19 protein-coding genes are annotated in these 23,385 nt (G+C 39.8%); 10 read left to right on the top strand and 9 right to left on the bottom strand.

What is annotated here, in order from left to right; translation table 11 throughout:
* Positions 1-13: 13 nt before the first annotated feature.
* Together HCX49_RS12640 and HCX49_RS12635 are read right to left on the bottom strand one after the other, a co-directional pair.
* Positions 14-3,358, bottom strand: coding sequence for a SusC/RagA family TonB-linked outer membrane protein (locus tag HCX49_RS12640; protein ID WP_168127272.1), 3,345 nt, complete (start codon positions 3,356-3,358; stop codon positions 14-16).
* A 111-nt stretch (positions 3,359-3,469) separates the two neighbouring features.
* Positions 3,470-4,168, bottom strand: a complete 699-nt coding sequence (locus tag HCX49_RS12635) for a hypothetical protein (protein WP_168127271.1) — start codon at positions 4,166-4,168, stop codon at positions 3,470-3,472.
* Between the two features lie 1,032 nt (positions 4,169-5,200).
* On the opposite strand from HCX49_RS12635, the gene HCX49_RS12630 reads away from it, so the two are divergent.
* The 4 genes from HCX49_RS12630 (at position 5,201) to HCX49_RS12615 (ending at position 7,320) form a co-directional block, all read left to right on the top strand.
* Positions 5,201-5,497 carry a hypothetical protein gene (locus HCX49_RS12630; RefSeq protein WP_168127270.1) on the top strand — a complete coding sequence of 99 codons (297 nt, stop codon included), beginning with the start codon at positions 5,201-5,203 and terminating at the stop codon, positions 5,495-5,497.
* Between the two features lie 126 nt (positions 5,498-5,623).
* Positions 5,624-6,211, top strand: a complete 588-nt coding sequence (locus HCX49_RS12625) for a hypothetical protein (RefSeq protein ID WP_168127269.1) — start codon at positions 5,624-5,626, stop codon at positions 6,209-6,211.
* Positions 6,212-6,220: 9 nt separating this feature from the next.
* Positions 6,221-6,694: a hypothetical protein gene (locus HCX49_RS12620; RefSeq protein ID WP_168127268.1), complete on the top strand. Its 474-nt coding sequence runs from the start codon at positions 6,221-6,223 to the stop codon at positions 6,692-6,694.
* A gap of 44 nt (positions 6,695-6,738) precedes the next feature.
* Entirely contained in the window at positions 6,739-7,320 is a 582-nt protein-coding gene (locus HCX49_RS12615) for a hypothetical protein (RefSeq protein WP_168127267.1), read from the top strand.
* A gap of 334 nt (positions 7,321-7,654) precedes the next feature.
* Here the strand turns inward: HCX49_RS12615 and HCX49_RS12610 are convergent, their stop codons facing one another.
* On the bottom strand, positions 7,655-8,356 hold the full coding sequence (locus HCX49_RS12610) for a hypothetical protein (protein WP_168127266.1): 702 nt from the start codon (positions 8,354-8,356) through the stop codon (positions 7,655-7,657).
* A 564-nt stretch (positions 8,357-8,920) separates the two neighbouring features.
* Here HCX49_RS12610 and HCX49_RS12605 point away from each other — a divergent pair.
* The 4 genes from HCX49_RS12605 to HCX49_RS12590 all read left to right on the top strand — a co-directional run bounded on the left by HCX49_RS12605 (position 8,921) and on the right by HCX49_RS12590 (position 10,646).
* On the top strand, positions 8,921-9,340 hold the full coding sequence (locus HCX49_RS12605; protein ID WP_168127265.1) for a MauE/DoxX family redox-associated membrane protein: 420 nt from the start codon (positions 8,921-8,923) through the stop codon (positions 9,338-9,340).
* A 40-nt stretch (positions 9,341-9,380) separates the two neighbouring features.
* The gene (locus HCX49_RS12600; protein ID WP_168127264.1) at positions 9,381-9,638 is read left to right on the top strand and encodes a hypothetical protein; all 258 of its coding nucleotides are present in this window, start codon (positions 9,381-9,383) and stop codon (positions 9,636-9,638) included.
* 385 nt (positions 9,639-10,023) lie between these two features.
* Positions 10,024-10,317 (top strand): hypothetical protein, encoded by a 294-nt coding sequence (locus HCX49_RS12595; protein ID WP_168127263.1) that lies wholly within the window; start codon positions 10,024-10,026, stop codon positions 10,315-10,317.
* Positions 10,318-10,409: 92 nt separating this feature from the next.
* The gene (locus HCX49_RS12590; RefSeq protein ID WP_168127262.1) at positions 10,410-10,646 is read left to right on the top strand and encodes a hypothetical protein; all 237 of its coding nucleotides are present in this window, start codon (positions 10,410-10,412) and stop codon (positions 10,644-10,646) included.
* 472 nt (positions 10,647-11,118) lie between these two features.
* Here the strand turns inward: HCX49_RS12590 and HCX49_RS12585 are convergent, their stop codons facing one another.
* Entirely contained in the window at positions 11,119-11,460 is a 342-nt protein-coding gene (locus tag HCX49_RS12585; RefSeq protein WP_168127261.1) for a hypothetical protein, read from the bottom strand.
* Between the two features lie 223 nt (positions 11,461-11,683).
* Here HCX49_RS12585 and HCX49_RS12580 point away from each other — a divergent pair, with 223 nt between their 5' ends.
* Both HCX49_RS12580 and HCX49_RS12575 read left to right on the top strand, forming a co-directional pair.
* Positions 11,684-11,905, top strand: a complete 222-nt coding sequence (locus tag HCX49_RS12580; protein ID WP_168127260.1) for a hypothetical protein — start codon at positions 11,684-11,686, stop codon at positions 11,903-11,905.
* 272 nt (positions 11,906-12,177) lie between these two features.
* On the top strand, positions 12,178-12,405 hold the full coding sequence (locus HCX49_RS12575) for a hypothetical protein (protein ID WP_168127259.1): 228 nt from the start codon (positions 12,178-12,180) through the stop codon (positions 12,403-12,405).
* Positions 12,406-12,570: 165 nt separating this feature from the next.
* Here HCX49_RS12575 and HCX49_RS12570 read toward each other — a convergent pair whose 3' ends face one another.
* From HCX49_RS12570 to HCX49_RS12550, 5 genes are all read right to left on the bottom strand, one after another.
* Complete coding sequence (locus HCX49_RS12570) at positions 12,571-13,914, bottom strand: TlpA family protein disulfide reductase (RefSeq protein WP_168127258.1); 1,344 nt, start codon at positions 13,912-13,914, stop codon at positions 12,571-12,573.
* Between the two features lie 163 nt (positions 13,915-14,077).
* Complete coding sequence (locus HCX49_RS12565; RefSeq protein WP_168127257.1) at positions 14,078-14,854, bottom strand: DUF4397 domain-containing protein; 777 nt, start codon at positions 14,852-14,854, stop codon at positions 14,078-14,080.
* Between the two features lie 40 nt (positions 14,855-14,894).
* Positions 14,895-16,286 carry a RagB/SusD family nutrient uptake outer membrane protein gene (locus tag HCX49_RS12560; RefSeq protein ID WP_168127256.1) on the bottom strand — a complete coding sequence of 464 codons (1,392 nt, stop codon included), beginning with the start codon at positions 16,284-16,286 and terminating at the stop codon, positions 14,895-14,897.
* A 22-nt stretch (positions 16,287-16,308) separates the two neighbouring features.
* On the bottom strand, positions 16,309-19,986 hold the full coding sequence (locus tag HCX49_RS12555; protein ID WP_168127255.1) for a SusC/RagA family TonB-linked outer membrane protein: 3,678 nt from the start codon (positions 19,984-19,986) through the stop codon (positions 16,309-16,311).
* Positions 19,987-20,214: 228 nt separating this feature from the next.
* The gene (locus HCX49_RS12550) at positions 20,215-22,857 is read right to left on the bottom strand and encodes an outer membrane beta-barrel protein (protein ID WP_206368444.1); all 2,643 of its coding nucleotides are present in this window, start codon (positions 22,855-22,857) and stop codon (positions 20,215-20,217) included.
* Positions 22,858-23,385: the final 528 nt, after the last annotated feature.

Genomic DNA, 23,385 nt, shown 5'->3' with positions numbered 1-23,385 from the left:
ATGATTATTCGGATTAAAGTTTAAAATTAACACCTAGTGAAGACATGATTGCCTCTGGAATATTAGAGCCATACTCGCTATCAATACCTATTTTATTACTTCGCCAAATAGTACCTACATTTTGTATGTAAGCATATATTCTAAAATTTTTCAATTTAAACCTATTCGCAAAAGGCACATTAAGACTCAACTGTATGTCGCGAAGTTTGATCTGTCCTCCATTCTCCAATAGAGCGGATGATCGCATAAAAACCTGACTACCTAAGTCAGCAGGATAGTTAAAAGCAGGTACATCAGTCAGCAATTCATCTCCTGGTTTTTGCCAGCGCAGCGCATAATCTTTATGCCCAATATCACTGTTCAAAAACAAGAGGTTATCAAAGGAATTGCGCAAGAATTTATGCCCCAATTGATAGGAAATATTCCATGACAGTTCCAACTCCTTAAAACGAACGCTGTTGCGCCAACTTCCTGTATACAAAGGTACAGTCGAACCGTAATTTTCAAGATCATGTACCTTCAAGGCTAAGATGGCATTATAATTATTGGACACCTCACCATTCAAATAAGCGCGTGCTTGTCCTGTTTCAGGATCTAAGCCGCCCCATTTGTAGGCCAATAACGAATAGAGGTCCATGCCTTCAATTGCAGTCCTTGGATTGGATTGTGCGGAACTGATGAAATCTTTCCCATTTTCATTTGAGACATAGGATTTAAGCACCTTTGTCCGTCCATAAGTAAAAACGAAATTACTGCTCCAGGTCCAGTTTTTAAGCTGAATTGGAATAGCATTTAAACTTATGTCCCAACCTTTGGTACGGATATTACCACTATTGATCATTAAGGTCGTAAAACCCGTACTCGGGTCTACCCTATCTGGAGCAATCAGGTCTTTGGCATTTTTTACATAATATTCGACACTTCCCGACAGCTTATTTCCCTTTAGTGCAAAGTCAAGTCCTAGATTAGTAATCGCTATCCGTTCCCAACGTAAACTCGGGTTTGGAGGTGTACTGATCATCCCGTAGTTCTGTCCAGTCGTACTATTAGGATTAGTAACGATGTTGATTATTGGATAAGCCGAAGTTCTATTATTCACATTACCATTATACCCGTAGGTACCTCGCAATTTAAAATGATCGAATGGACTGTTTTTCATAAAGGTTTCCTTAGACAAAATCCAAGCAAGACCTAAAGACCAAAAAGGCTGTCCCCGATCATTACTCTTTACGCCAAAAAGGTTGGAAGCATCTTTGCGGTATGAGCCACTCCAAATATATCGATCTAAATAAGTGTAGGCAAGATTAGCAAAATAGGATCGGAAATTATTTTGGAAATGTTGGTAACTATTGGGGTCACGAATCGTGGAAGAACCCAGGATTCCATTTAACATCGGTAGTAAAACGCCATAGGGCACAGATTTATAAGAACCTGTTTCTGGATTAAATCCGTAATATTGACTAGAAGTGGCATTTTTTTCAATGCTACGCACTTCTATACCCGAAAATAGGGTCAGTTCATGTTTATTATTCCATTTTCTAAAATACTCAGCAGTAGCTCGACCTTGATGTGTAAGATTATCCCAATTTGATTGATAAAAACTATCCCCAACTGGAAGATTCCAAGTCACCTTAGCGTCAGTCCAACTCGCATAGCTATTGATAAGATCTCGTTGTCCTATGGTACCCATACCTTGCCATGCTTCGAACTTGGATTTAGAGCGTTGATAAGCATAAAGTACATTCAATTTTAATCCAAAATCAAAATGATAACCAGCATTCATCGTGGTGAAAAATTCATTGATAACCTGTGTTTCTTTTGAATCATCCAATTCATTCAAAGGATTATAAATCCAATCCAATAGACGTCCACCTGCTACCGTATCCCTGAAAGCAGGATTAAGTCCACTACCGTCTACATTTAAGGCATTTCCATGTTCATCAGCTAGACGCATATAGGGATAATTTTGCATACCTTTTGCTAGTCCATGATATCCCACCGGAACGAGTGATTCCTGCTTTTTTATTTCTGTATACATCAGCCCTAAATCCACTACCAAATTTTTAATGGGTTTGAACTGCGTATTGGATTTGAGGTTCAAACGACTGAAGGAAGAAGTAATCACATCATTTAAGTTCTTATCGTAGCCCGCAGAAAAAAGTGTATTAACCCGCTCACCACCTGCTTGTAATTGCGCATGATATTGCTGATTGATCGCATTCCGATAGATATATTTCAAGAAATCATCTCGTAGATCCGTATTCTTCATGAGCTTAATTTGTTTATAGAACTCCGATTCAGGTACATCCCCATTTCGCCTATTGTACATCAGCCATAACGCGGGTTGCGGATTATAATATTTATCTTCAAACCAACTATCATATTTCCCTTGATCGAACAAATACTGTTGTGCATCGATATAATCCGAAGTATTCATCTGTGGGTAATAATACAAGTCGGGCTTTGCCTTGACACTAACATTGGAGTTGAAACTGAGCTCTGTCCGTTCATTAAACTTCCCTCGTTTCGTGGTGATCACAATGACCCCATTGCCCGACTGCGCACCCCAAATAGAGGATGCAGCGGCATCTTTCAATACAGTAACACTCTCGATATCATTCGGGTTGATATTATTAAATGCTCCTATTCCGACATCAGCACCCTTATTATCATAAGGTACACCATCAATAACAACCAGTGGCCATCCTTCTGAACCCAAAGTACTGATTCCTCTTATGTGAACATTCAAAAGATCTCCTTTATTTTCAGGATATATTTTCATTGAGGTTATCCCCGGCACCACATCTTCCAGCCTACTGACAAAGTCTGTAGATACTTTTCTATTGAACAACTTATTGTCCACAAACTCGAAGCTACCCGTGGCGCGTTCTTTCGGTATTTTCTGAAATCCTGTCGATACGACTTCCACCTCTTCGAGTTTGTTATCTTCGGGTATCAATTTCACAATTAACGATACCCCTGAGGTATAATTGATTTCTTGGCTTTTGTAGCCGACATAGGTAAACTTCACGGGTCCTTTTGCATGCTCAACCTGCAAACTGAATGTTCCATCTCTCTTGGTCGAGGTCCTCCCCTTTTCGGCTTCGACTCGGACCGATACCCCTTCCAATGGTTTGTTATCTACAGCAGACACAACAGTACCGCGCAATACATGATTGATAGGCCCATCAGCCCCGCTGTCCTTGCGGGGCGTCTGAGCACTACTCAACATATGAAAGGTCATAAATAAGCACACTGAGAGCACCTTACTGATCAGCAGTATTTCTGCTCCTTGTGGCTTAAGAAGCTTCCGGAGATATCCCCAGAGCTTGTTTATATATATTATATATGTGTTCATTGTTGTTAATTTTTGGATAAAGCTTCGCCTATCACCGTTTCTTGCCGAGGGTTGACCAGGTCGTCAATGTATCCCTCGGAAGAATCGGCGTCACAGGTAGTGAAACTTTATTTAATTCTTTTCTAATATGAATTCTTGATTCTTTTCTACTGCAGCTTTAGCTTTTATGATCAGCATCAGCTGTTCTTCCCATAGCAATTCGACAGACTCACCAGCCGTAGTAAATACTCTTCTGCTGTCTTTCACTACGGAAAGATTCTCTACTTTCACATCTAACTGAAAGTGCACATTCAGATCATTCAATACCTGTTGTTGATAGTCTTCTATACTTGTACCGCTAGGAACAGTGAGTTCATAGTCGAATAGCAGTTTTTCACAGTACTGGCAAGTTCGACAGGGGATGTATCGGGCCCGATCGTGACCATGAACGATGATCTGCTCACTCGGAAAGTTAGCGGGCAGTCCAAGAGCAAACAGGTAGCACTCATAGATCGCCATATTGACCATTGTAATCCGTATTACATCATTGCGTGCATCGCGTACAACAGTAATGAATGGACTAATATCTTTTTCCGATGGAATCAATAAAGAATAATAAGATTCCTTCGCTCTTTTTTCTAAGATAGCCTTAGGCACATAAGGCTGGCGATCTTTAGATCTCATTCGTCTAGCATTTTTCAATGTTCTTGTGGGTAAGAGTGTTATCATAGTTCGTTTTTTGATAACGGGGACGCACTTTTCACTCAAATACGAAAACATTTCTTCCTCTCGGGATAGCGCATAGCCGTCCCCTTTGCAAGTTTTTTGCATTATTTTAAGGTTTAAATTGGCTCCCTTAAACCCTACCCGATTGGACATAACTTGGGCATTAAGGAAACCAGGTTAAAAAAATAAATCGAGAAAATGCAATTATATAGTCTTCGTCAATTGGTTATTTGTAGTCTCCGCTATTGCATAATTTGGATTAAAGAACAAAACCGACTTTTATAATATTAATGTATTACGATAAAATATTAACGAACATCATTTGCTTTACTAAAGGAAAGATTGTACTTTTAAAGTGGAAAAAGAAAAGTAGGCCTCCGATCCTCTTTTTGTTGGAGCATATAATTGTGTACCAATAAAATAAAAGTCGGTAACATAAAACCATTCAGGGATGGTAAGAAGCTGATAATAACCTATCAAGAGCTCGCATTTTTTAGTATCAGGTATGGTCATTACACCATGCTTTCTACTATCTGCGCACATTTTGATTTGGTACTAGTTTCCCCTAACCTATTTGGCGTTATGATTAATGTAACGCTTATTCTGGCGCGCAGAATATGTTCTTTATTAATTTGAAATTGGCGAACCGATGACCTTGATCCTTGATCCTGTCTTGAGTGGTTCTTTTGTTGGAGGTTTTAATTCGTTGCATCATAATTATTAAAAAGGTTATGTGAACGATGTGACTCGGAAAGCTTAGGAAAGTACTTATTGACATAATACCAATAGGTCGAACCTTGCTGCTTAATGGTTGAGGGAAACCGGCATGGAACCCTTGCAATATAATCTTCACGAGATTTTTCTGCTTACCTCCAGAAAGACTGATACAAAGCTCGCCCTATTGGCTATATCATATCTGTAAAGATAGAAATAATCCAATAGATTTTGACGAACTCGCAGTCTTCTCGCAGGTCAAATTTTGCCGGTTTTCTCAAACGAGAGACATCGTAACAGTAGGGACATAAGCTCCTACCGTAATTGTCGCATATAATTAATAATCAAAGATAATAAAATAATATTAAGTATTCGCTATAGCGAACACTATTTTTTTTTTAAAAATATTAAATCAGAATAAAAATGGCTGCAAAAGATGATTCCGCTACAGAGTTAAATAAAAATATATGCATGTTTATTGTAACTAAGTATTTCAATCCATTCAAAATAAATGGTACTGAAACTTCACTAAACAAATATGCTGAGGCATGTGACTTATCATCTTCTACCATCTCAAAAATTGGGAGTCAAGAAGGATACAATATTCCATTATCGACTATCTATGCAATAACTCAATTCCAAAAAATTGACTTGGATACATTTTTTAAGGAATTTTTAATTCAATTTCCCAACCATAAAGCAGATATAAGCAAGGATTGAAAAGCTTTTATTTAACTATTAACCGTATAAGGATTATATATCATCAATAACCAAATTAGTAAAATTCTATAGGTCTATATTTATAGAGATGGAGTTCAAATATTTTAAACTAAACAATTTCGAAACATGAGCAACGAAGAGAAATTTATAGCTAGAAGTAAGAAGTTTAGACTCCATTTTCAGCTTACTGAGGAACAAATTGACCTATTATTGTTAGGTAAAAACTTAGTTTATAAGGGAATTGAATCAAGTAGAAGGAAGTTGAATGTAGAACTAATGGAAGCATACCCGTTAATCTATGGGTTGGATTGGTCCACCTTTGAAGAAGATAAAGACACGTATCCTGTATGGGATGATCTCCCAGAAGCAACAAAAAAAATAATTCTAGATACACCTTATACTGCTGCGGATGATGTTGGAGAGAATGGTCTAAAAAATACAGCTAGTTACATAATACTTGCTATTAAGCATCTAGATGTGGGCACACAATTTTCAGAATCAGAAATCACAAGATGTCTCCCCTATCCATTAAAAAAAGGTGTCACGATTTACCTAAATAGTGGATTGCTAAAAGGTACTTTTAAGAAATTAAGGAGATCAAGAAAATTTAAGAATGAGAAGGGTGAAGAAGTTAGTGATCCTCTCTACCTAATTCACAAACCTATGGATGAACGCTTAATAGGAAAAGCTAAAAGGAAGTTAGAAAATCAATAATAACATTAAATGAAGCACCAATTTACACTACCAGATTTCCCAGATTCTAACTTTGAAATAGAAGTTTCATTTTGGACAGGTAAACAAACATTATACAAAGACGAAGTTTTCGTGGAGCGATCCAGTGAAAAAGGAAAACCTTTTCTAATACCAGATAATAACGGAGATATTGTGAAAGCATTTCCAAAATCTTCATTTCCTGACATCATACCTGTATTACAAATCAATAACCTTAAATATAATATAGTAGAAAAACTAAAGTGGTATCAAGCAGTCTTAGCTGTAATGCCCTTTTCCATAGTATTTATTGGTGGTGGCGCACTAGGCGGGGGCATTGGGGCAGTTGCATTTATGCTCAATCTACAATTATTAAGAAATGACGATAACGGCAACCTTAAATATTTAAAAGCAATCGGTGTTATTATCGCTGCATTTGCAATTTATTTTTTGCTTAGCGCGGTGATCTGGGGATGGATTAATTAGAAAACGAGAAAGAATATGGAATAATAACAAAATATTAGAATGATATGGATGACCTTATTAAATCACTGGAAAAAAGTCTTTTAGCATTTGATGAAGAAATCATTAAAAGAAAGTTAACAGTAAAAGAAAAGAAACAGAAAGAAAATATAAAGTATGAAATCTACTGGGTTAAATTCAAGAAATTTAAAGCAGATTTCGAGAGCTTAATATTCAATGATGTTAAAGAACTAGCAAATAGTTTGGAAACTCCTCTTCTGGAAAAAAATATCGTGCTAAAAAACGAAACGCATATAAAAAATAGCCGCAGGTATTTTAGCCCAGATCTTCCGATTTATATGATTTTGTCGATTAGTAATAAATCGCTCAGCACGAATTATCGTTGGCAAAATGCACCTTTTCTATTATTCAAAGGTAATCATGAAAACGATACAATTGAGCTCTATTATTGCAATCAAAAACTAAGAAGTGTACATGATTTTATCGATAATAATGTATTTGGTAATCCAGTAGTACAGCTTAAAATAGATAAGTATAAGTTTAATTTGCTGAAACCACATATTAAAAAATGGCTAAATAGGTCTGTGGACAGGATTATTAAAAATGGAGATTTCGTCACGAATAATTAAATTGGTACTCTTTAATTCTTTCTCAATATCGTCCGAATTTACAAAATAGCCATTATAATACTGGCTACCGATCTGCTTAAATAATATTGATTTTCCAGAACCATTAAGTCCTGGAAAAGACTCTTAGCCTTATCTGCGAGTTTTTCGAAGCCATAACCATCCTCGACCATCTGAATAGGTAACCATGGAAAAGGCTGTCGAGACAATAGTTTACCAAAACTAACATGCAGGCCTTGATTTTGAAAATAAGCAGGTTACTGTAGGGCTGCTATTGAACGCAAACACAATACTATTTCCGCCACATCGCCCTCTCAAACTACTTATCTAAAGCGGGTTACAATTTCACACTGGCTTTGCCATCAACACAGACTACGTTTTTAGAAGGGTTGGGATTAACTGCCGGACAGTCCATTCCTTCGGTCAACCGTACCTTAGCGGTATTCAAAGCGCTGTATTGCTGTTCCATTTCTGCAAAAGATCTAAAGTTAGGTGTATCGGTGATCGCGATAGGTACAAATTCGCAGTCTTTTCGTAAATTGATTACACCCCATTTGCTCGCGTCGGTACAGGGCGTGTCTTTGAAGAAATCTCGAACTTTAGGGAATAACACTTCCAATCTTTGGTTAATCTCTACTAGCTCAAGATCTGTAGCCAATGCTACGATCATCTTACCATCCTTGCAGCGCACACCAAAGTGCGGAGGTAGCACAACCGGTGAAGTATCATAAACAAGCGCACCGTTTTTGCCTGGTTTGTACGCTTTATCAGCTTGTTCAGATAGTTTTCTGTATTCTTCAACCAATTTATTATACTCTTTTTCAAAACCTGGATGTACAGCGACATAACGGTAGGAAAACGTGTCAATACGCCATTCTTCTGCAGGCTTGCAAGGTTGATTTTCTGCTAACTTAATCGCTTCCTGCAATTTCATGTCCGCAAGCTGGGTTAACTCTTCATACTTATTGTCTTTTTTGCAGGCGTAAAACAGAGTGATTACAGCCAACAGACTGCATAATAAAAGGTAAGTTTTCTTCATAATTCAGATTATTTAGTATTTATAGTTAATATAACGGTTGTAAGGCATAAATCGCGACACCACTTTTAAAAGAATTTCAGACAGCAAACCACTGCTACCCTACTCTTTCTGGGAATAAGCAACGCTTACGGTCATCATTTTTCACCTTAATAGAGGCGCATAACTCCAGTTTTGACCTTTTTATTGTCCTATAAATGGTCTGGAACTGAGTATTTGAGAGAACGACTGCCAAAGTATTCCGAAACTGGATCATTTTACCAAGAAAAAAATCAGTTTTTTTGGTGTTTTTTAATTTTCATGCAGAATTCCATTAGGCCACAAGTTCAATGCCATTTTAGATGCAAAATACAATAAATTTCCTACAGACAAGAAATTATTATTGCATCATAACAAAACAACATCGTTTCACAATAAAAAATGCTAATTGTCAACAATAGAACTGTCACAAAATGAGCATTTTAATTGTTAAGCGCTTAACAAAAAAAGTGGTACAAATGTGCTACCGTTCCCCTTCGTTTTCCCTTTACCTTAGTCTTAGTTAGTTCACAGTTTAAAACTACGATTATGATTGCGACTATTATTACATATGCTATTGTACTGTTATTTGTCCTGCTTTGGGCTTACACAGCAATACCAAAATTTTTTAAGATGAAATACTTCTACGATATATTAGGTTCACAGGCAATCCCCAAATGGAGCGTACCGATTCTGACTTTGCTGATACCGCTGCTGGAGCTTTCGGTTGTTTTCATGCTGCTTTTCCCGGAGACGAGATTATTAGGCCTCTACTTTTCGTTTGCACTGATGTTGATCTTCACGGTCTATGTCTCCGGGATTATTTTTCAGGTCTATGATATTTATCCCTGCCCTTGTGGAGGTATGTTCAGAAGGATGGGATGGAAAAAACATTTAAAAGTCAATATGTGGTTGACTGCCATTGCCCTAGTGGGCGTATTGTTGATGCAGTTCAACTTATTTAAATAACTAAAGTTTACGCTTTTTGATTTATAAAAGCAACCCGATTATGCCTTGGTATACATTCACCCCCTGCTGTTCAAAGGATGGAAATCCGAAAGACGAAAACCAGTACACGCTTTATGGCAATCATCCGCCATACTGTGAGGGCCACCTGATGGTCTGTGCGATACAGGCCATGGATCACCACAAAAAACCGATTATCACCTGCGATCTGGAAGCCGAGATCTGCTGTGCACTGGAAAATCAGACCAGCACGACCAATGTGTTGCTCAAAGGGAGCAAATGTGATCATGATTGCGATTAAGTTGAAACCATGCCGTAGTTGATAATTTGAATTGTTAAAATTTAGGTTTATGATGTAGGCCCGTACCAATGCCAGAAAAGCAAATGCTGGTACGGTGCCTCACATCAGATCAAAAGCACAGCATGTTAAATATAAAAGGTGAAGCGCTAAATATCCTGTCAACGAATAAATAGGATAGGAATTTAGGATCACGTACAGTACAATGTTCATAGTGTCTGATTGAGGTGCATGCTGTAGGCCCGGCCACTTGCCCAAAAGAGTAAATGCTGGTACGGGCCTAGCATCACCTGATAACACAGATGATAAAAAAACAAAAGGGCGAAGCTGAAAACCCTGTAAACGAGTAAGCAAGATAGGAATTTAGGTTCACTCAAAGCAAAGCAAGATGAGAATATGGTATCTCTTTACACCCAGACAAGGTACACGGTTTGATCCTACCGATCCCGCCCAGTACACACGTTATGTGGTCGGTAAAAAATCACCCTGCACTCAGGGCTGTACAGACAAGATCTACGCCATCAATGCCTGCTTTGATGCAACCGGAAAGCCCATTATTGATGAATCACTTCAAAAAGAAATGTCAGCGGCGGTACTATCAGGATGCGATAGTGAAAACATCATCCTGAGACAGGAATATTTCCTGCAGGAAGGTACCAATAAGGTTTGGTACCACTTATAAAAAAGAATAAAGGAGCTTGTCGAAAATCCTGTAACAGAGTAGACGAAAGAAATTAAAGTTTATGCTTTTTGATCTATAAAAGCGCTACGATTATGCCTTGGTATGTATATAACCCAGTAGATTCATTTCCACACAATCCATGTAGTCCAAACAATTATGTTCTTATTGGAACGACACCTCCTAGCTGTCCAGCACCTAATAATTTTCTATGTGCAATACAGGCTTCAGACAATATGGGATCACCTATTATTACAGCTGCACTATGTCAAGAAATTGCTTTAGCACTACAAAATAGAATAGATACAACAAACGTGCTGTTACGTTCATAATTGTTCTAATAGGTTGCAAATAATAGGAGCATGTCGAAAATCCTAAAACAGAGTAGACTAGAAAGAAATTAAAGTTTAAGCTTTTTGAACTATAAAAGCCCTACAATTATGCCTTGGTATAGATACAATTCCGGAGATATTTGCAACCCAAATAGTTACAGCCCTGCTTCAACACCACCAAACTGTCCAAATCCGAACAATTTTCTTTGTGCTATACAGTCCATTGATAATATGGGTCATCCAATAATTACAATGAGTTTAATATGCGAGATCGCTAATGCAGTGAACAGTAGGACTGAAAGTACTAATGTACTATTAAGGCCAACACCTTAAAAAAATTTAGGACAACGTCGAAAATCCTATAACAGAGTAGACAATAAAAAAATTAAAGTTTAAGCTTTTTGAACTATAAAAGCGCTACAATTATGCCATGGTATTCATATATCGGAGGAAATATCTGTAGTCCTAACAGTTATACAATTGTTGGAAGTACGCCTCCACCTTGTCCAAATCCAAACAACTTCTTGTGTGCGATACAGGCTAGTGATAATTCGGGTTCTCCTATTATTACACTTGCTTTAATATGTGAGATCGCTAATGCAGTGAACAGTAGGACTGAAAGTACAAATGTGCTTTTAAGGCCAACTCCATAAAGTAACCATGATAGAAATGGATAATATGGACAACGAATTTTGACTTTCGAGCTCATCTGTGAAATAGCAGGAGCTTTGGAGAGCAATACAAATACAGTCAGTGTGTTTCTAAAAACATAAAAAAGTGAAAACACATGACAAGAAGCATGACACTTTCTCACACGCGCGTGATTAATATAAAGTGTAGCTGAGTTGATAATTGTAAAGACGTAAAAACCTATTAAAAAAAGACGTAAAACACAATTATCTACCTAAGCAGCCATTAAAACCGGAGAAGGCCGAAAATCCAAAATCGAGTAGGCAAAGGGCGAAGCTGAAAACCCTGTAAACGAGTAAGCGACCAATTAAAGTTTACGCTTTTTGATTTATAAAAGCACTAATATTATGCCTTGGTACAATTATGTTTCTGGTAGTGTTGGAGTTCCTAACAGCTATACCCTTCATGGAAATACTCCTCCAAATTGTCCAAACCCCAACAATTTCCTGTGTGCTATACAAGCTGCTGATAATAATCAGAAGCCTATTCTTACCGAAGAATTAGTTACAGAAATTGCAGATGCACTCCAAAATAGAACGGAAAGTACAAATGTCCTATTGAAACCATAAAGGAGGTTGCAATAGATTATTCTGTGTGTTAAAACTAATACAATAAACGTTTATCAAAACGTTTCTAACATTTCGGCTTAGCCGTACTGCCCACGAGCAGTTTAAAGAAAGAAACCCTGCAAATTATATTCTGCAGGGTTTCTTGATTTTTTCAGATTGATTAACAAAAAATAGCATTAAAAATAAATAACGCATTGATATATCAATCATCTAACTGGATCTATTTAAATAATTCAAGTTTATGCTTTTTGATCTATAAAAGCACTAAATTTATGCCTTGGTATATATATAATTCTGGTAGTACTGGAAGCTCTTGCAACTTCACAATTACTACTACACCACCGACAAACTATCCAGGTCCCAAAATTTTCCTATGCGAAATACAAGCTGCTGATAATAATCAGAAGCCTATTCTTACATCAGAATTAATTTTGGAAATTGCAGATGCTGTTAATAGCAGAGCAGAAAGTGCAAATGTACTATTGAGAGCGACCCAATAAAGGAGGGTTGAAATAGATTATTCTGTGTGTAAAAACAAATACATTAAGCGTTTACAAAAGCGCTTTTAAAATTCCGGCTTAGCCATACTGCCTACGAGCAGTTTAAAAAAGAAACCCTGCAATCAAAATTTTGCAGGGTTTCTTGTATCAAATAATTAATACGTGCTATTTAGCGTCCGAAATCACTAGAACCTCAATCTCCCGTTCGGCCTCTATTAGATCCAAACCATGGCGCTGTATCTCCTTGCGAAACCCAGCTAGGGTACCATCATCTGGCATAATATTAAACTCTACATTGTACCCTAATCCTGTCTCATCGATAGCGGGTGGATATTTTTGCGCATAATCTAAACTCATCATCACCAAAGCAGGAATTGACATCCCTCCCTTTCCTTTCGGCAAAGTATCGGTGAGCGGTTTATCGGTTTTCACAAAGACCAAACATTTAACCTTACGCTTTTCATATCGCCCATTCAGATAAAATCTATTGTTCAGATCCGTTAAAGCTTGTTTTGCCAATGCTTGTTTTTCTAGTCGCCCCTGTTTTTCCATTTCGTAACAGAAGTGGTTTTTACTGTCCCATACCACTTTATCCTCTTGGCGATCATTGCGAAAACGGGAAACATCCTTGACCTCTAATATACGACGTGCGGGATGCGGAATGTAAGGTCTTTTAGTCGCATCTTTTCTCATGTCTTCCATCGTTACAGATGGCTTTGTTGCATATAACAGAATTTGATAGATGGACGAAAGGTCCTGATTAAAGAAAGCAAGACGACTGCAGTTTCGTACGGTATCTTGCTTAAAAAAAAGTCCTCCTAAACCAATCTGCATCGAATTGGATGTTCCGGTCAAGACAGAATAACCGTAATAAGGTGAATCCCTAACTTCTTCCGACAAGCCATCCAAGCGCATGAGGGGATACATCGGATCAAAGCTATCGTTCTTCAAGGGCCAACTCACGGTTTTCCCATCCAATACTTCCTGAATATTGGTACTCGAAATATGTTCGTATCCCGTAATGGCCATCACCTTACCTTTATAAATCCAGATGACATGTGGATTGGTCTGATAGCGGAAATAAGAACGTAAAATCCTATCATCAACAGCAGAAGCTCGGTGCACAGGTGGATTATATTCTTTTAAAAAACGATTTTTCTTAAAAAAATCAACAATATTCGCTTCCGATTCCCAGGTAACGGATAACAATTTAATCTGGTCGCCAAATACCCGCTGTAAAGAATCCAGCTTGGGCATGCTCGCGATACAGGTACCACAACTCCGCTCCCAGAAATCAAGGACCAATAACCGATCTTTATAATCCGAAGTGCGGATGCTACGCTTATCGATATTAATGATATTATCAATCAAAATATCAGGAACTTGATCTCCAATTTTTAGCTCGGCAATTCCAGGCACCAAAGGTGGCCGACCATATTTATCTTTTTCCTGCGCCTGTGTAATACTTGTTAATAATAAAAGAAAACAAATGACTGTTGTTAATTTCATAATAGAATTAGTGTAAGTTTATATCTATAGGTTCCTTAATAGCATAGATTCCCTAATTCTTGGTCTAAAAAATATTTATATTTATAAGTACTGCCCACAAGCAAGCTTAAAGAAAGAAACCCTGCACTTTATATTTGCAGGGTTTCTTTCGAATTTTGATTTACTATTGATAAGGAATTGATTCTATACGATAGTTGTCTACGAAGGGAAGTCCAAGTGTATTATACACCCCCATCAGCACAACCGCTACTGATTTAAAGCGAAAAAAATCTGCATTAAAATCGTAAGTCGCGATCAATGACTTATCTGCTGAATTTCGAATTTGAAAAGTGATGGTATATGTATTATTCCGAGCAGGATAAGCTTTGAAATCCGTGAATTGCTGGTAGCCCAAATCATTTGCTTCCAGTGCTATATTATTAAGCATATTGATATCCAATTTAGGGCCTGATGACGACAGATTGACAAATCGGATATTAACAATACTATCTGCTGAGGGAGTAGGTTTCCCCGGATCGCGGATCACATAATCTGGAAAGTTAATTTCTTCCTGAAATTTTGTCTTTAAATCTGTTGGCGTACCCGACAGGTACAAGGTATAGACCTTTCCTCCATCCAACTGAGCAACCTGATTGTACCACATATTTGTGGTATCACTGAGGGGTACAAGCTGAAATACTGTATTCCTGTCCGTTGGAACAATAAACATTCTACTCAGTGTAAATCCGCCCAAAGCTTGATTATCAGGAATACTGCTCCAATTTATTTGCTTTGCCGATACATTGACCTTGGCATTTCCGCCCGTTACTACGGCATTGATCACATTGACCTTGGCAATACCCGCCTCTGCCTGCCATACCATTTCCTTTTGACAAGAGTACAAAAATAATCCACAGAAAAAGATCAGGAAAAATCTTATTATTCTAAATATTGTCTTCATAATGTTCAATTTCTTTTTAATGAAAGCATTTCAGCTATTCTTACCTCGGATTCTGCTCCATACCGGTTAAATCGATGACTTCCCGGGTTGGAATTAAAAAGGTATAACGCAGATCATTGGGCTGCAGTGGTGTATACGGTATGGTATTCATATTTCTACGTAGCACAACTGAAAATTGTGGGTCTTTATTCAAACGACGCAGATCGGTCCACCGCAGCGTACGGAAGATCAGTTCCTTTTGGCGTTCCGTTAAAATCTGCACCAACGCATGATTAGCACTACTTGCTGTCCGGTTGACATAAGGCGGTACCATGCGTTTTGCCATCAAGGTGTTTAAATCATTCATAGCCAATACCGTGTTGCCTACACGAGCATAGCATTCCGCTCGGATCAAGTACATTTCATTGGTCGCTAATCCCATAAATAAGACCGGATTGGTCGTGCCATCATAATTTCCTCTAAAAACGAAATTAGCACCTGAACTTTGAAAAAATACCGCTCGCCTACGGTCAGATAAACTGTACATACTATACAGATCAGGATGAATCAATGCATTACTCTGTCTCAGTGTTCCAGAAATTGTAACCGCCTGAAAGATCACTTCGGTATTGAATCTCATAAAGGATGGACCAGTAGCACTGCTATTGACGGTTGTGGAAGTTGCAGGATTACTAGTCGCATTATAATCAATCAACGTACTTTGCAATTTCAAGCATTCATTGGCCAACTTAGCGGCATTGCCATAGTCTTCCATAGACAAATAAGTCCGCGCCAAGGCTCCATAGGCTGCTGCTTTGGAAGGGCGTGATTTAACCTGAACCTCAACAGGTAACAGAGCAACAGCTTCATTCAAATCTGTTGTAATCCGATCATAGACCTGCTTTACCGTTCCTCTGCTCGATACCTCTTGGGGATTTGGTGTCATCCGTAGAGGGATGCCGAGGTCCGTACCTGCTGTTCCGGCGGTATAAGGTTTGCAGAAGAGCTGTGCCAAATGGTAAAAAGCAAAGGCACGAATAAACAAAGCGGATCCTTTGATTATTTTATAATTAGGATCATCAGCAGACAGCTTTTCCAATGTGCTCAGCACCAAATTGGCATTGTAAACAACCTGATAGCCCCGAGACCATTGCGCAACATGCTCACCTTGAGCATGCCAAATGTAATTATTCTTATTTTCCGCTGTATTGTTCGCATCAGAAAGACTATTGTACACAGCATCCGTAAAATAATAACTATCTGATGCGACCTCCCCATGATCCGGATAACTGGCATTCATACGGGAATAATCATCCAATAGCGCCTGGCAATCAGCCAGGGTAGCGGGAGTTACCTGCGCTAGATTCGGTCGCTGATCCAAGAAGTCGCTTTTACATCCTGTCTGCAAAAATAGCAACAGAATGATTATGAATATTAATTTGTTCTTCATCATAATTTCTCTACATTAATTCCTGCTAAAAACTCGCATTAAAACCTAAAGTAACCGTTCGAGGGGCGGGCGGTTGCATCATAGATGCTGGATCAATCCCAAACTTGTTGGCCCGCCAGATAATGCCAAGGTTATTTATACTACAATAGACCTGCATGCTGCGCAGTACCCTTCCTGTACGGGGAATCCGGTAATCCAGACGGATATCCTCCAATCGAATATGATCCCCAGAGATAACACGGGCAGAGGAAGCCTGATAAAATAGTTCACGAGTAGTATTATTTTCCCCCGGTCGAACGGAAGGTACCACGTCCGGTTTGGTCTCGTCACCAGGCTGTTGCCAACGATTGGCATAATACCAATATGGAGTCATTGAGTACCGAAATAATGCTCCAGACCCAGCATCCTGATTAGTAACAGAACGAAGCAATTTATACTTCAAACTATAACGCATATTGGCCGAGAGCGAAAAAGATTTCCACTGCAGCGTATTACGAAATGCACCGTTATAGATCGGGATAATCGAACCTTGATTCTCCAGATGTTGAACTTTCGAATTGTTAATTATTTCATTATAATCATTTGTAATATGACCATTCGTATCATAGCCCAACGGGTCACCGGTCTGCGGATCCAGACCTGCAAAACGATAAGTATACAGACTAAAGGGATCATACCCCTCACGATAACTGCTAAATTGAGGACTACCATCATTAAAGACTACATAATTGCTTGCTCTATCGGCGCGAGGCAGCAGATATTTGGTCACCACGTTTCGGGTATAGGCGAACAGTAAATTGCTGGTCCACCTAAAATCCCGGTTTTGCAGATTAATAGATTGCAGAGTGGCCTCAAAGCCATTGGTCTTCATATTTGCCGAATTCATCATGATCGATTGATAACCCGTACTGTTATCTACCGGTGTGGGGGCAATCAGATTGTTGGATCGCTTCTGATACCATTCCAAGGTACCCGATAGCCGATTGTTCCGCAGGCTAAAATCTACCCCAATGTTAAGCATGCCTGTACGCTCGGGTGCTAAATAGGGATTGGGAGCCTGACCGACCTGAGCATAATTGAGACCCGTAATAGTGTTTGGAGATGAACTATACGTAATCGATGGATAAGTGGCAATCGTATTGTTGATGTTGCCCATATAACCATAGGTCGCCCTGAGCTTCAAAGTCTGCAATAGACCGGGCATAAAAAAGGCTTCCTCATGCAGGTTCCATGCCCCACCAATGGACCAGTTCGGTTTGATCCGATCACTTGCTGCTATGCCATAAATATTAGCAGCATCGTTTCTTGCGCTTATTGTTAATACATAACGCTTATTGTAGCTATACGAAGCATTCATAAAGACAGAGGTCTTCCGGTCGATATAGGAGGTTAGCAGATAGATCGGAACAGGAATAACATTTGTTCCTCCATCACCATTTATATAGGAAAGTGGAGTATCATAAGGCACGGGTGAGAACATCATCGGATCTGAATTATAGCCATATAACTGGATGACATAAGGACTACCATCAATCTTGGCTTCACTTCGTTCAAAACCAACGAGCGCATTGACTTCATGCAGCTGATGGAAGGTCTGGTCAAAATTCAACTGTGCCCGTAAGGTATTGGAGGTACCCGGCTGGACTGTCTGACTAATCGCATCGCCAATGGGTACATTGAAAGTAGCGGGAAGCGTCAGATCGGTTTTACTATAGGTCGCATAAGTATTGATAAAGCTTCGCATGTACCAGGAGTCACGATCTAAAAATTGGGTGGTTAAATTGTTCCTTTTACCATACTGATAGTTGACACTCGCTCTTAAAGCCGGGATGATGGTATAATTGACATCAAAGTTCATTAGGAAATCCTGCGTATTGCTCTCGCCATAATTGGTCTGGATATCGTTGAGTGGGAAATAGCGCCAGTCCAATAAGCGACCATTTCCAGCCGCCCAGCGATACCTGTGATTTGAAACTAGGCTATTAAATGGATTGATTACTTCCAGCGGATTTCGGGCTTCATCGGCCAATCGAAGATAAGGTTCGAATGGAAGCGACAGCATGACTCTTTGTTGGGCACCCAGTATCGCAGGAGCATGATACAAGCCATTGGTATAACGAATATCGGCACTCAATTCCAGCTTATTGAGCGGTTTAAAAGTCATGTTGCTCCGTAAGTTTTTTCTGCGGTAATAGACATTCACTTCGCTATCCGTATTGTGATCATAGCCTCCCGAGAAAAAATAAGAAAACTGGCGACCACCACCCGAAAGACTAGCAGAATACTGTTGTAAAACAGCGCGCCGATACAGATATTTGGTGATATCTTTTCTGCGGTCATAGTTTCGATAAGCATCAATCTGACCATCAATGGCGGCCCGACCTGTCACATCACTCATAGGTAATGATCGTTGTTTCGCCAATAAAGCGACCACGGGCGATATAGACGTATACCAAGCCGATGGATCGTCGACATACCAGTCGTAAATACCATTATTAAAATTAGACTTCTCGATATCGATATAATCCGAACTATTCATAAAAGGAGCATAAAATAAATCCGGACGTTCCTTAATGGTGACATTGCTATTGACAGAGATGCGCAACGGTTGCTCCAATTTTCCTTTTTTCGTAGTAATGACAATCACGCCATTAGAGGAACGGCTCCCCCAAATGGAAGCGGCTGCAGCATCTTTCAGGATCGTCACAGATTCCACATCATTGGGATTAATATTATTAATATCGCCTTCAAAAGGAAAATTATCCAAAATAACCAAAGGCAACCGCCCGGGTGTACCCGCATCAAAGGGAGTACTCATCTCTAATGTACTGATGCCACGGATTTGTAATTGATTTAAAGCATTGAGCTTTCTGCTACCTAATGTAGTATTTCCTGAAGGGTTAGTATAACTCGGTGGATTATCCACAGGTCCAAAAATGGTGCTGACCGTCAGCCCTTTCAAACGCGTGATCACGTCTGGACCTACATTTCTATTAAACAATTCATTGTCCACATGTTCAAAAGATCCTGTAGCCCGCTCTTTCGGTAAGGTATAGTACCCCGTACTCAATACATTGGCTTCTTGCAATTTATTTTCAGACATCCGAATGATGACCTCGATAAATCCCTTAATAGTTGCTACTTTAATGACCCGAGTATCGTGACCCACATAACTAATACGTATAGTCGCATCTGCATCTACATTGGTCAAGGTAAACATACCAAATAGATCTGTTTGTATACTCTGATTGGTTCCTTCTACAGAAACCGTGGCACTTTGCAATGGCTTTCGATTTTCATCCAGCACTTTACCTTGAATGGTCCTTTGTGGTTCAGTGGCATCTTTTTTTGAATTGATCACAACTGTACGATCACTGATCGTATAGCTAAAGCTTTCATCGCCAAACAAACGATTTAAAACAAGTGAAAACTCCTGATTCTTCGCTTCAATCGTGACCTTTCTGGAATCGGTATGCAAGTCGGCACCATAGAGGAAATCATAGCCTGTCTGTTGCTTCAATAAGCTGATAACCTGCTCCAGCGAAACATTCCGCTCGGAGAGGGTTACTTTTTGCCCATAGGTATTGGCGCTTGCATGCACGCAACCGATGAGCAGTAGGAATGTCGTTATTCTCATAACAATCATAATATGGGGCGAAATCCAGCGATGCCGAACCCCTTGTTTAAAATAAAAATAATCCATACTTTTGGGTTAGTTGGGTTAAATAGGTAAATTTCAAATAGTTTGCTGCTGTGAACCCGGCTATTGAGCCATGCCTATGCGCGAACATAGCGTGGCTTTTTTTGCCTACAGACTATCAGTCCGATCGGAAAATTGGTGGTTGCTCCATTTTTAGTTTGTTTTTAAATATTGGTTAGTATAGGTAGGTTCCATCTGAGCTTCTTATCCCTAGTTGAGCTGCATAATTTTTTACAGCTTCCCTCCAAAGCGGGACAAGCTGTATTTAGCCGTCAATAATACATAACGCCCGATCCGACTTGAAGTACGCTGCGTGATGCTGTTATCCATCAACATCAGGTTGACCGACTGCTGTTGATCCAAGAGATCGTACCCCTGAAAACGCAGACTAAAATCTTTATTCCGTAACAGAAATAGTTCCATATAGGCGTTGATCAAAATGGGATTTCTGACCGGGATGCTATACCCACCATTGATCCGATAACTGGCATCTGCGCCAATGACGAGCCGTAGACTGATGGTCCAGCGGGCATCAGTCCCCATCTCCCAGCTGTAGGTTCGTCTACTTAAATCGCTATTCAACTCATATAGGCTGTTGGCATAACCATAACTGAGATTTACGGTACCCCGAATTGTTTTCCTATTGAGCGCCAGACTGAGAGACTGGCGCAGGGCAATGGTACTATTTGCTCCTTTTTGCCCACCAATAAAAACCACAGATCGGTTCTTGCTCCCATACGTACCCCAGCGTAATTGGTAATCCTTTGCAAATGGTAAGGTCATATCATAGCTGGCGCTCAGTTGATAAGCGCCATTGGCATTAACATAATGGGTCTCCTGCCTGAAATTGTTGAGTGTGTCGGGAAACAGCAGGACATTGCTCACGACCTGATCCTCTACAACGGATCCATTTAATGCAAAACTGTAGGTATACCCTTTCGCAGGGTTGACATGTCCCAGATCTAAACTAAGCCGATGCACCTGCGTAGGTTTCAGATCGGGATTGCCAACAGTGATCTGCTGCATGTTGCGGACATCCTGCAAGGGCATCAATTGTTGAATTGACGGAGCCGAAGCAGTTCCTGTATAATTCAGCTGCATGCTGTTTTTGGGTGACGGTGTGTAGCGCAGGCTCGCAACAGGAAAGATATGGAATAGGCTATAACCTACAGCCTTCTGCTGCATACCTTCAGCAGCATCCATACTAGCCGGCAGTAGCAGCAACCCTAAGCTGTACCCTAACTTGGGTGCGGCTACCCGATAGCTCAGCTCCAGCTGCTGGGTGCTGAAGTGCGAGCGGAAATCGGTGCTCAATGAATCGATACGCTGCAATACCTCCTCTTGACCGCTGTTTGTTTCCAAAACCTGGTCAATGTTCCTGAGCGCATAACTATAACCAAGATCCAAACTGCGCTTCGTCTCGGTTGCAGCATGATCGTTGAGCGGTTCGGCATATTTTACACTAAGCGCAAGCGTGGACTCTCTTCGGTCTGCATTCAGCAGGCGCATATTGACAGAATCTTTCACGGGCTCCCCTGTTGCGTGATCGTAGAAACGCAGCTGATCGTGGATCGTGCTCAGCTCTTGACCACCCTGTACACTTCCAGAAATGCTGGTACTCAAACTGCGGCCCTGTTTGCCCATATTCCGGCTCCAGGATAGGGATAAGTTTCCGCTTTTATTTTTCGAATCGCCCAGCACCGTATTGTCCAGATCCTGCACGATGGCACCGGTCTGTTTGGATACCATATGTGAGGCATCTTCAGCGGTGGAAGTCTGCCCCAACAATTGAAAATTCCAAAAGTTCTTTTTACTGCTAGACTGCATATTAAACTGCACTTGCTGATTTTGATTCTCATTGGTATTGCTGTTCTGCATCCGGTTGTACAGGATGCCGTTACTGGTACCGCTCTCGCTGTAGCTTTCAGAATCTCCTGTTCGCTGGTTCGTATTATAGCCATAATTTCCGTAAACATTGCTCTTGTCCATGGAATGTCTATAATTGACCCCAATACTTGTCGTTTGCTGGTTCCCGCCCTCGATACGCGTATTTTGTTGATTGGCATAAGCACTGAGCTGATGGACATCAAGCCAGAGATTGCCCTGCAGACCTCCCCCAAAAAGCCCTTGCGTACTTGCAGAGGCCTCAGCATCGCCGAAAATGCCTTTATTCTGTCCATCTTTAATAACCAGATTAAGCATTTTCTGAGGTTTTCCTACTTTAATCCCTGTAAAATTGGCCTGATCGCCATAATCATCGATCACCTGAAGCTTGGCAATGATACCTGCAGGCAGCTGCTTCAAAAAATCTTTGACATTATTGGTGAAAAAATCCTTGCCATTGACCCGCAACTTAGTCATGGACTCGCCCATCGCCGTCACATTTCCAGCGTTATCGATCCTTACACCAGGTAGCTGTCGTAACAGATCTTCTAGGCGGTCCTTTTCGCCCACTGCATACGCTGACGCATTGAACTCGATTGTATCCTTGGCAACACGAATGGCATCTGGGGCTTTTACCGCTACTTCTTGTAAACGCTGGGTCTTGGTCTGAACAATAATCGGTGGTAATTTAAAGACAGGCTCATCGCCGGCATACACCATATTTTGTTGGTAAGTCTGATACCCCAAGCTACTAACGAGAAGTCTCATATTTCCTCTTTTCAATGAACGAAAAGAAAAAAAACCATCTTTATCAGTTCCAGTACTTATACTGTCGTTTTCCATATAAACGCGAACTGATATACCTGTAAGACCTTTTTGAAGGGAATCTACTACACGACCACGTAGTTCGAAATTTTGTGCTACAACCGAGCTAACAAAACCAAAATGGAATAAGAAAAAGTAAAACAACAGGTATTTGTTCATTTTCATATAAAAAAAACCGCAAAGCGATTATACTTTACGGCTTCGTAAAAATTAAAAATCTACTCTTTATTGTTCTTGTTCATTCTTTATAATAGGGTACCTAAAAACGTTAAACTGGTATAAGTTTCTTATCATCTTTTTCAGCAGTGTTAAGAAGTGGTCTATTTGCTTGAATAAAAACCTAACTTTTTTCGTAGGATATCAAAATCTTAGGCACCGGATCACCAATCTTTAGCTCAGCAATACCTGGCACCAACGGTGGTCTGCCTTACTTATCTTTTTCCTGTGCCTGCGAAAACGCTGTAATGAATAGTAAAAAACAAAAGAGAGCTGTAAATTTCATAGTGGAATCCTTAATGTAAGTTTATATACAAATAGGTTCCTTGATAAGGATACTTCCCTAGCCGTTTAGCTTAAAATCTTCTCAGTTTTAAAAGTTTTATTGACTATGACTAAACAGTAAATGCATAAAAAAACCGTAAGTACCTCGCGCACCTACGGTCCATTAAAAAAGCTACATTCAAACAGAATCTT

This window comes from Sphingobacterium sp. B16(2022), from assembly GCF_012030425.1.
Lineage (GTDB): Bacteria > Bacteroidota > Bacteroidia > Sphingobacteriales > Sphingobacteriaceae > Sphingobacterium > Sphingobacterium anhuiense.
This window is presented reverse-complemented; position numbering and strand designations above follow the sequence as displayed.

Excerpts from the sequence above, each read along its gene's own strand:
- HCX49_RS12640 (WP_168127272.1), bottom strand. The coding sequence starts at position 3,358 with ATGAACACATATATAATATATATAAACAAGCTCTGGGGATATCTCCGG.
- HCX49_RS12630 (WP_168127270.1), top strand. The coding sequence starts at position 5,201 with ATGGCTGCAAAAGATGATTCCGCTACAGAGTTAAATAAAAATATATGC.
- HCX49_RS12600 (WP_168127264.1), top strand. The coding sequence starts at position 9,381 with ATGCCTTGGTATACATTCACCCCCTGCTGTTCAAAGGATGGAAATCCG.
- HCX49_RS12590 (WP_168127262.1), top strand. The coding sequence starts at position 10,410 with ATGCCTTGGTATGTATATAACCCAGTAGATTCATTTCCACACAATCCA.
- HCX49_RS12595 (WP_168127263.1), top strand. The coding sequence starts at position 10,024 with ATGAGAATATGGTATCTCTTTACACCCAGACAAGGTACACGGTTTGAT.
- HCX49_RS12560 (WP_168127256.1), bottom strand. The coding sequence starts at position 16,286 with ATGATGAAGAACAAATTAATATTCATAATCATTCTGTTGCTATTTTTG.
- HCX49_RS12570 (WP_168127258.1), bottom strand. The coding sequence starts at position 13,914 with ATGAAATTAACAACAGTCATTTGTTTTCTTTTATTATTAACAAGTATT.
- HCX49_RS12615 (WP_168127267.1), top strand. The coding sequence starts at position 6,739 with ATGGATGACCTTATTAAATCACTGGAAAAAAGTCTTTTAGCATTTGAT.
- HCX49_RS12625 (WP_168127269.1), top strand. The coding sequence starts at position 5,624 with ATGAGCAACGAAGAGAAATTTATAGCTAGAAGTAAGAAGTTTAGACTC.
- HCX49_RS12575 (WP_168127259.1), top strand. The coding sequence starts at position 12,178 with ATGCCTTGGTATATATATAATTCTGGTAGTACTGGAAGCTCTTGCAAC.
- HCX49_RS12550 (WP_206368444.1), bottom strand. The coding sequence starts at position 22,857 with ATGAAAATGAACAAATACCTGTTGTTTTACTTTTTCTTATTCCATTTT.
- HCX49_RS12565 (WP_168127257.1), bottom strand. The coding sequence starts at position 14,854 with ATGAAGACAATATTTAGAATAATAAGATTTTTCCTGATCTTTTTCTGT.
- HCX49_RS12555 (WP_168127255.1), bottom strand. The coding sequence starts at position 19,986 with ATGGATTATTTTTATTTTAAACAAGGGGTTCGGCATCGCTGGATTTCG.
- HCX49_RS12635 (WP_168127271.1), bottom strand. The coding sequence starts at position 4,168 with ATGCAAAAAACTTGCAAAGGGGACGGCTATGCGCTATCCCGAGAGGAA.
- HCX49_RS12580 (WP_168127260.1), top strand. The coding sequence starts at position 11,684 with ATGCCTTGGTACAATTATGTTTCTGGTAGTGTTGGAGTTCCTAACAGC.
- HCX49_RS12605 (WP_168127265.1), top strand. The coding sequence starts at position 8,921 with ATGATTGCGACTATTATTACATATGCTATTGTACTGTTATTTGTCCTG.
- HCX49_RS12610 (WP_168127266.1), bottom strand. The coding sequence starts at position 8,356 with ATGAAGAAAACTTACCTTTTATTATGCAGTCTGTTGGCTGTAATCACT.
- HCX49_RS12620 (WP_168127268.1), top strand. The coding sequence starts at position 6,221 with ATGAAGCACCAATTTACACTACCAGATTTCCCAGATTCTAACTTTGAA.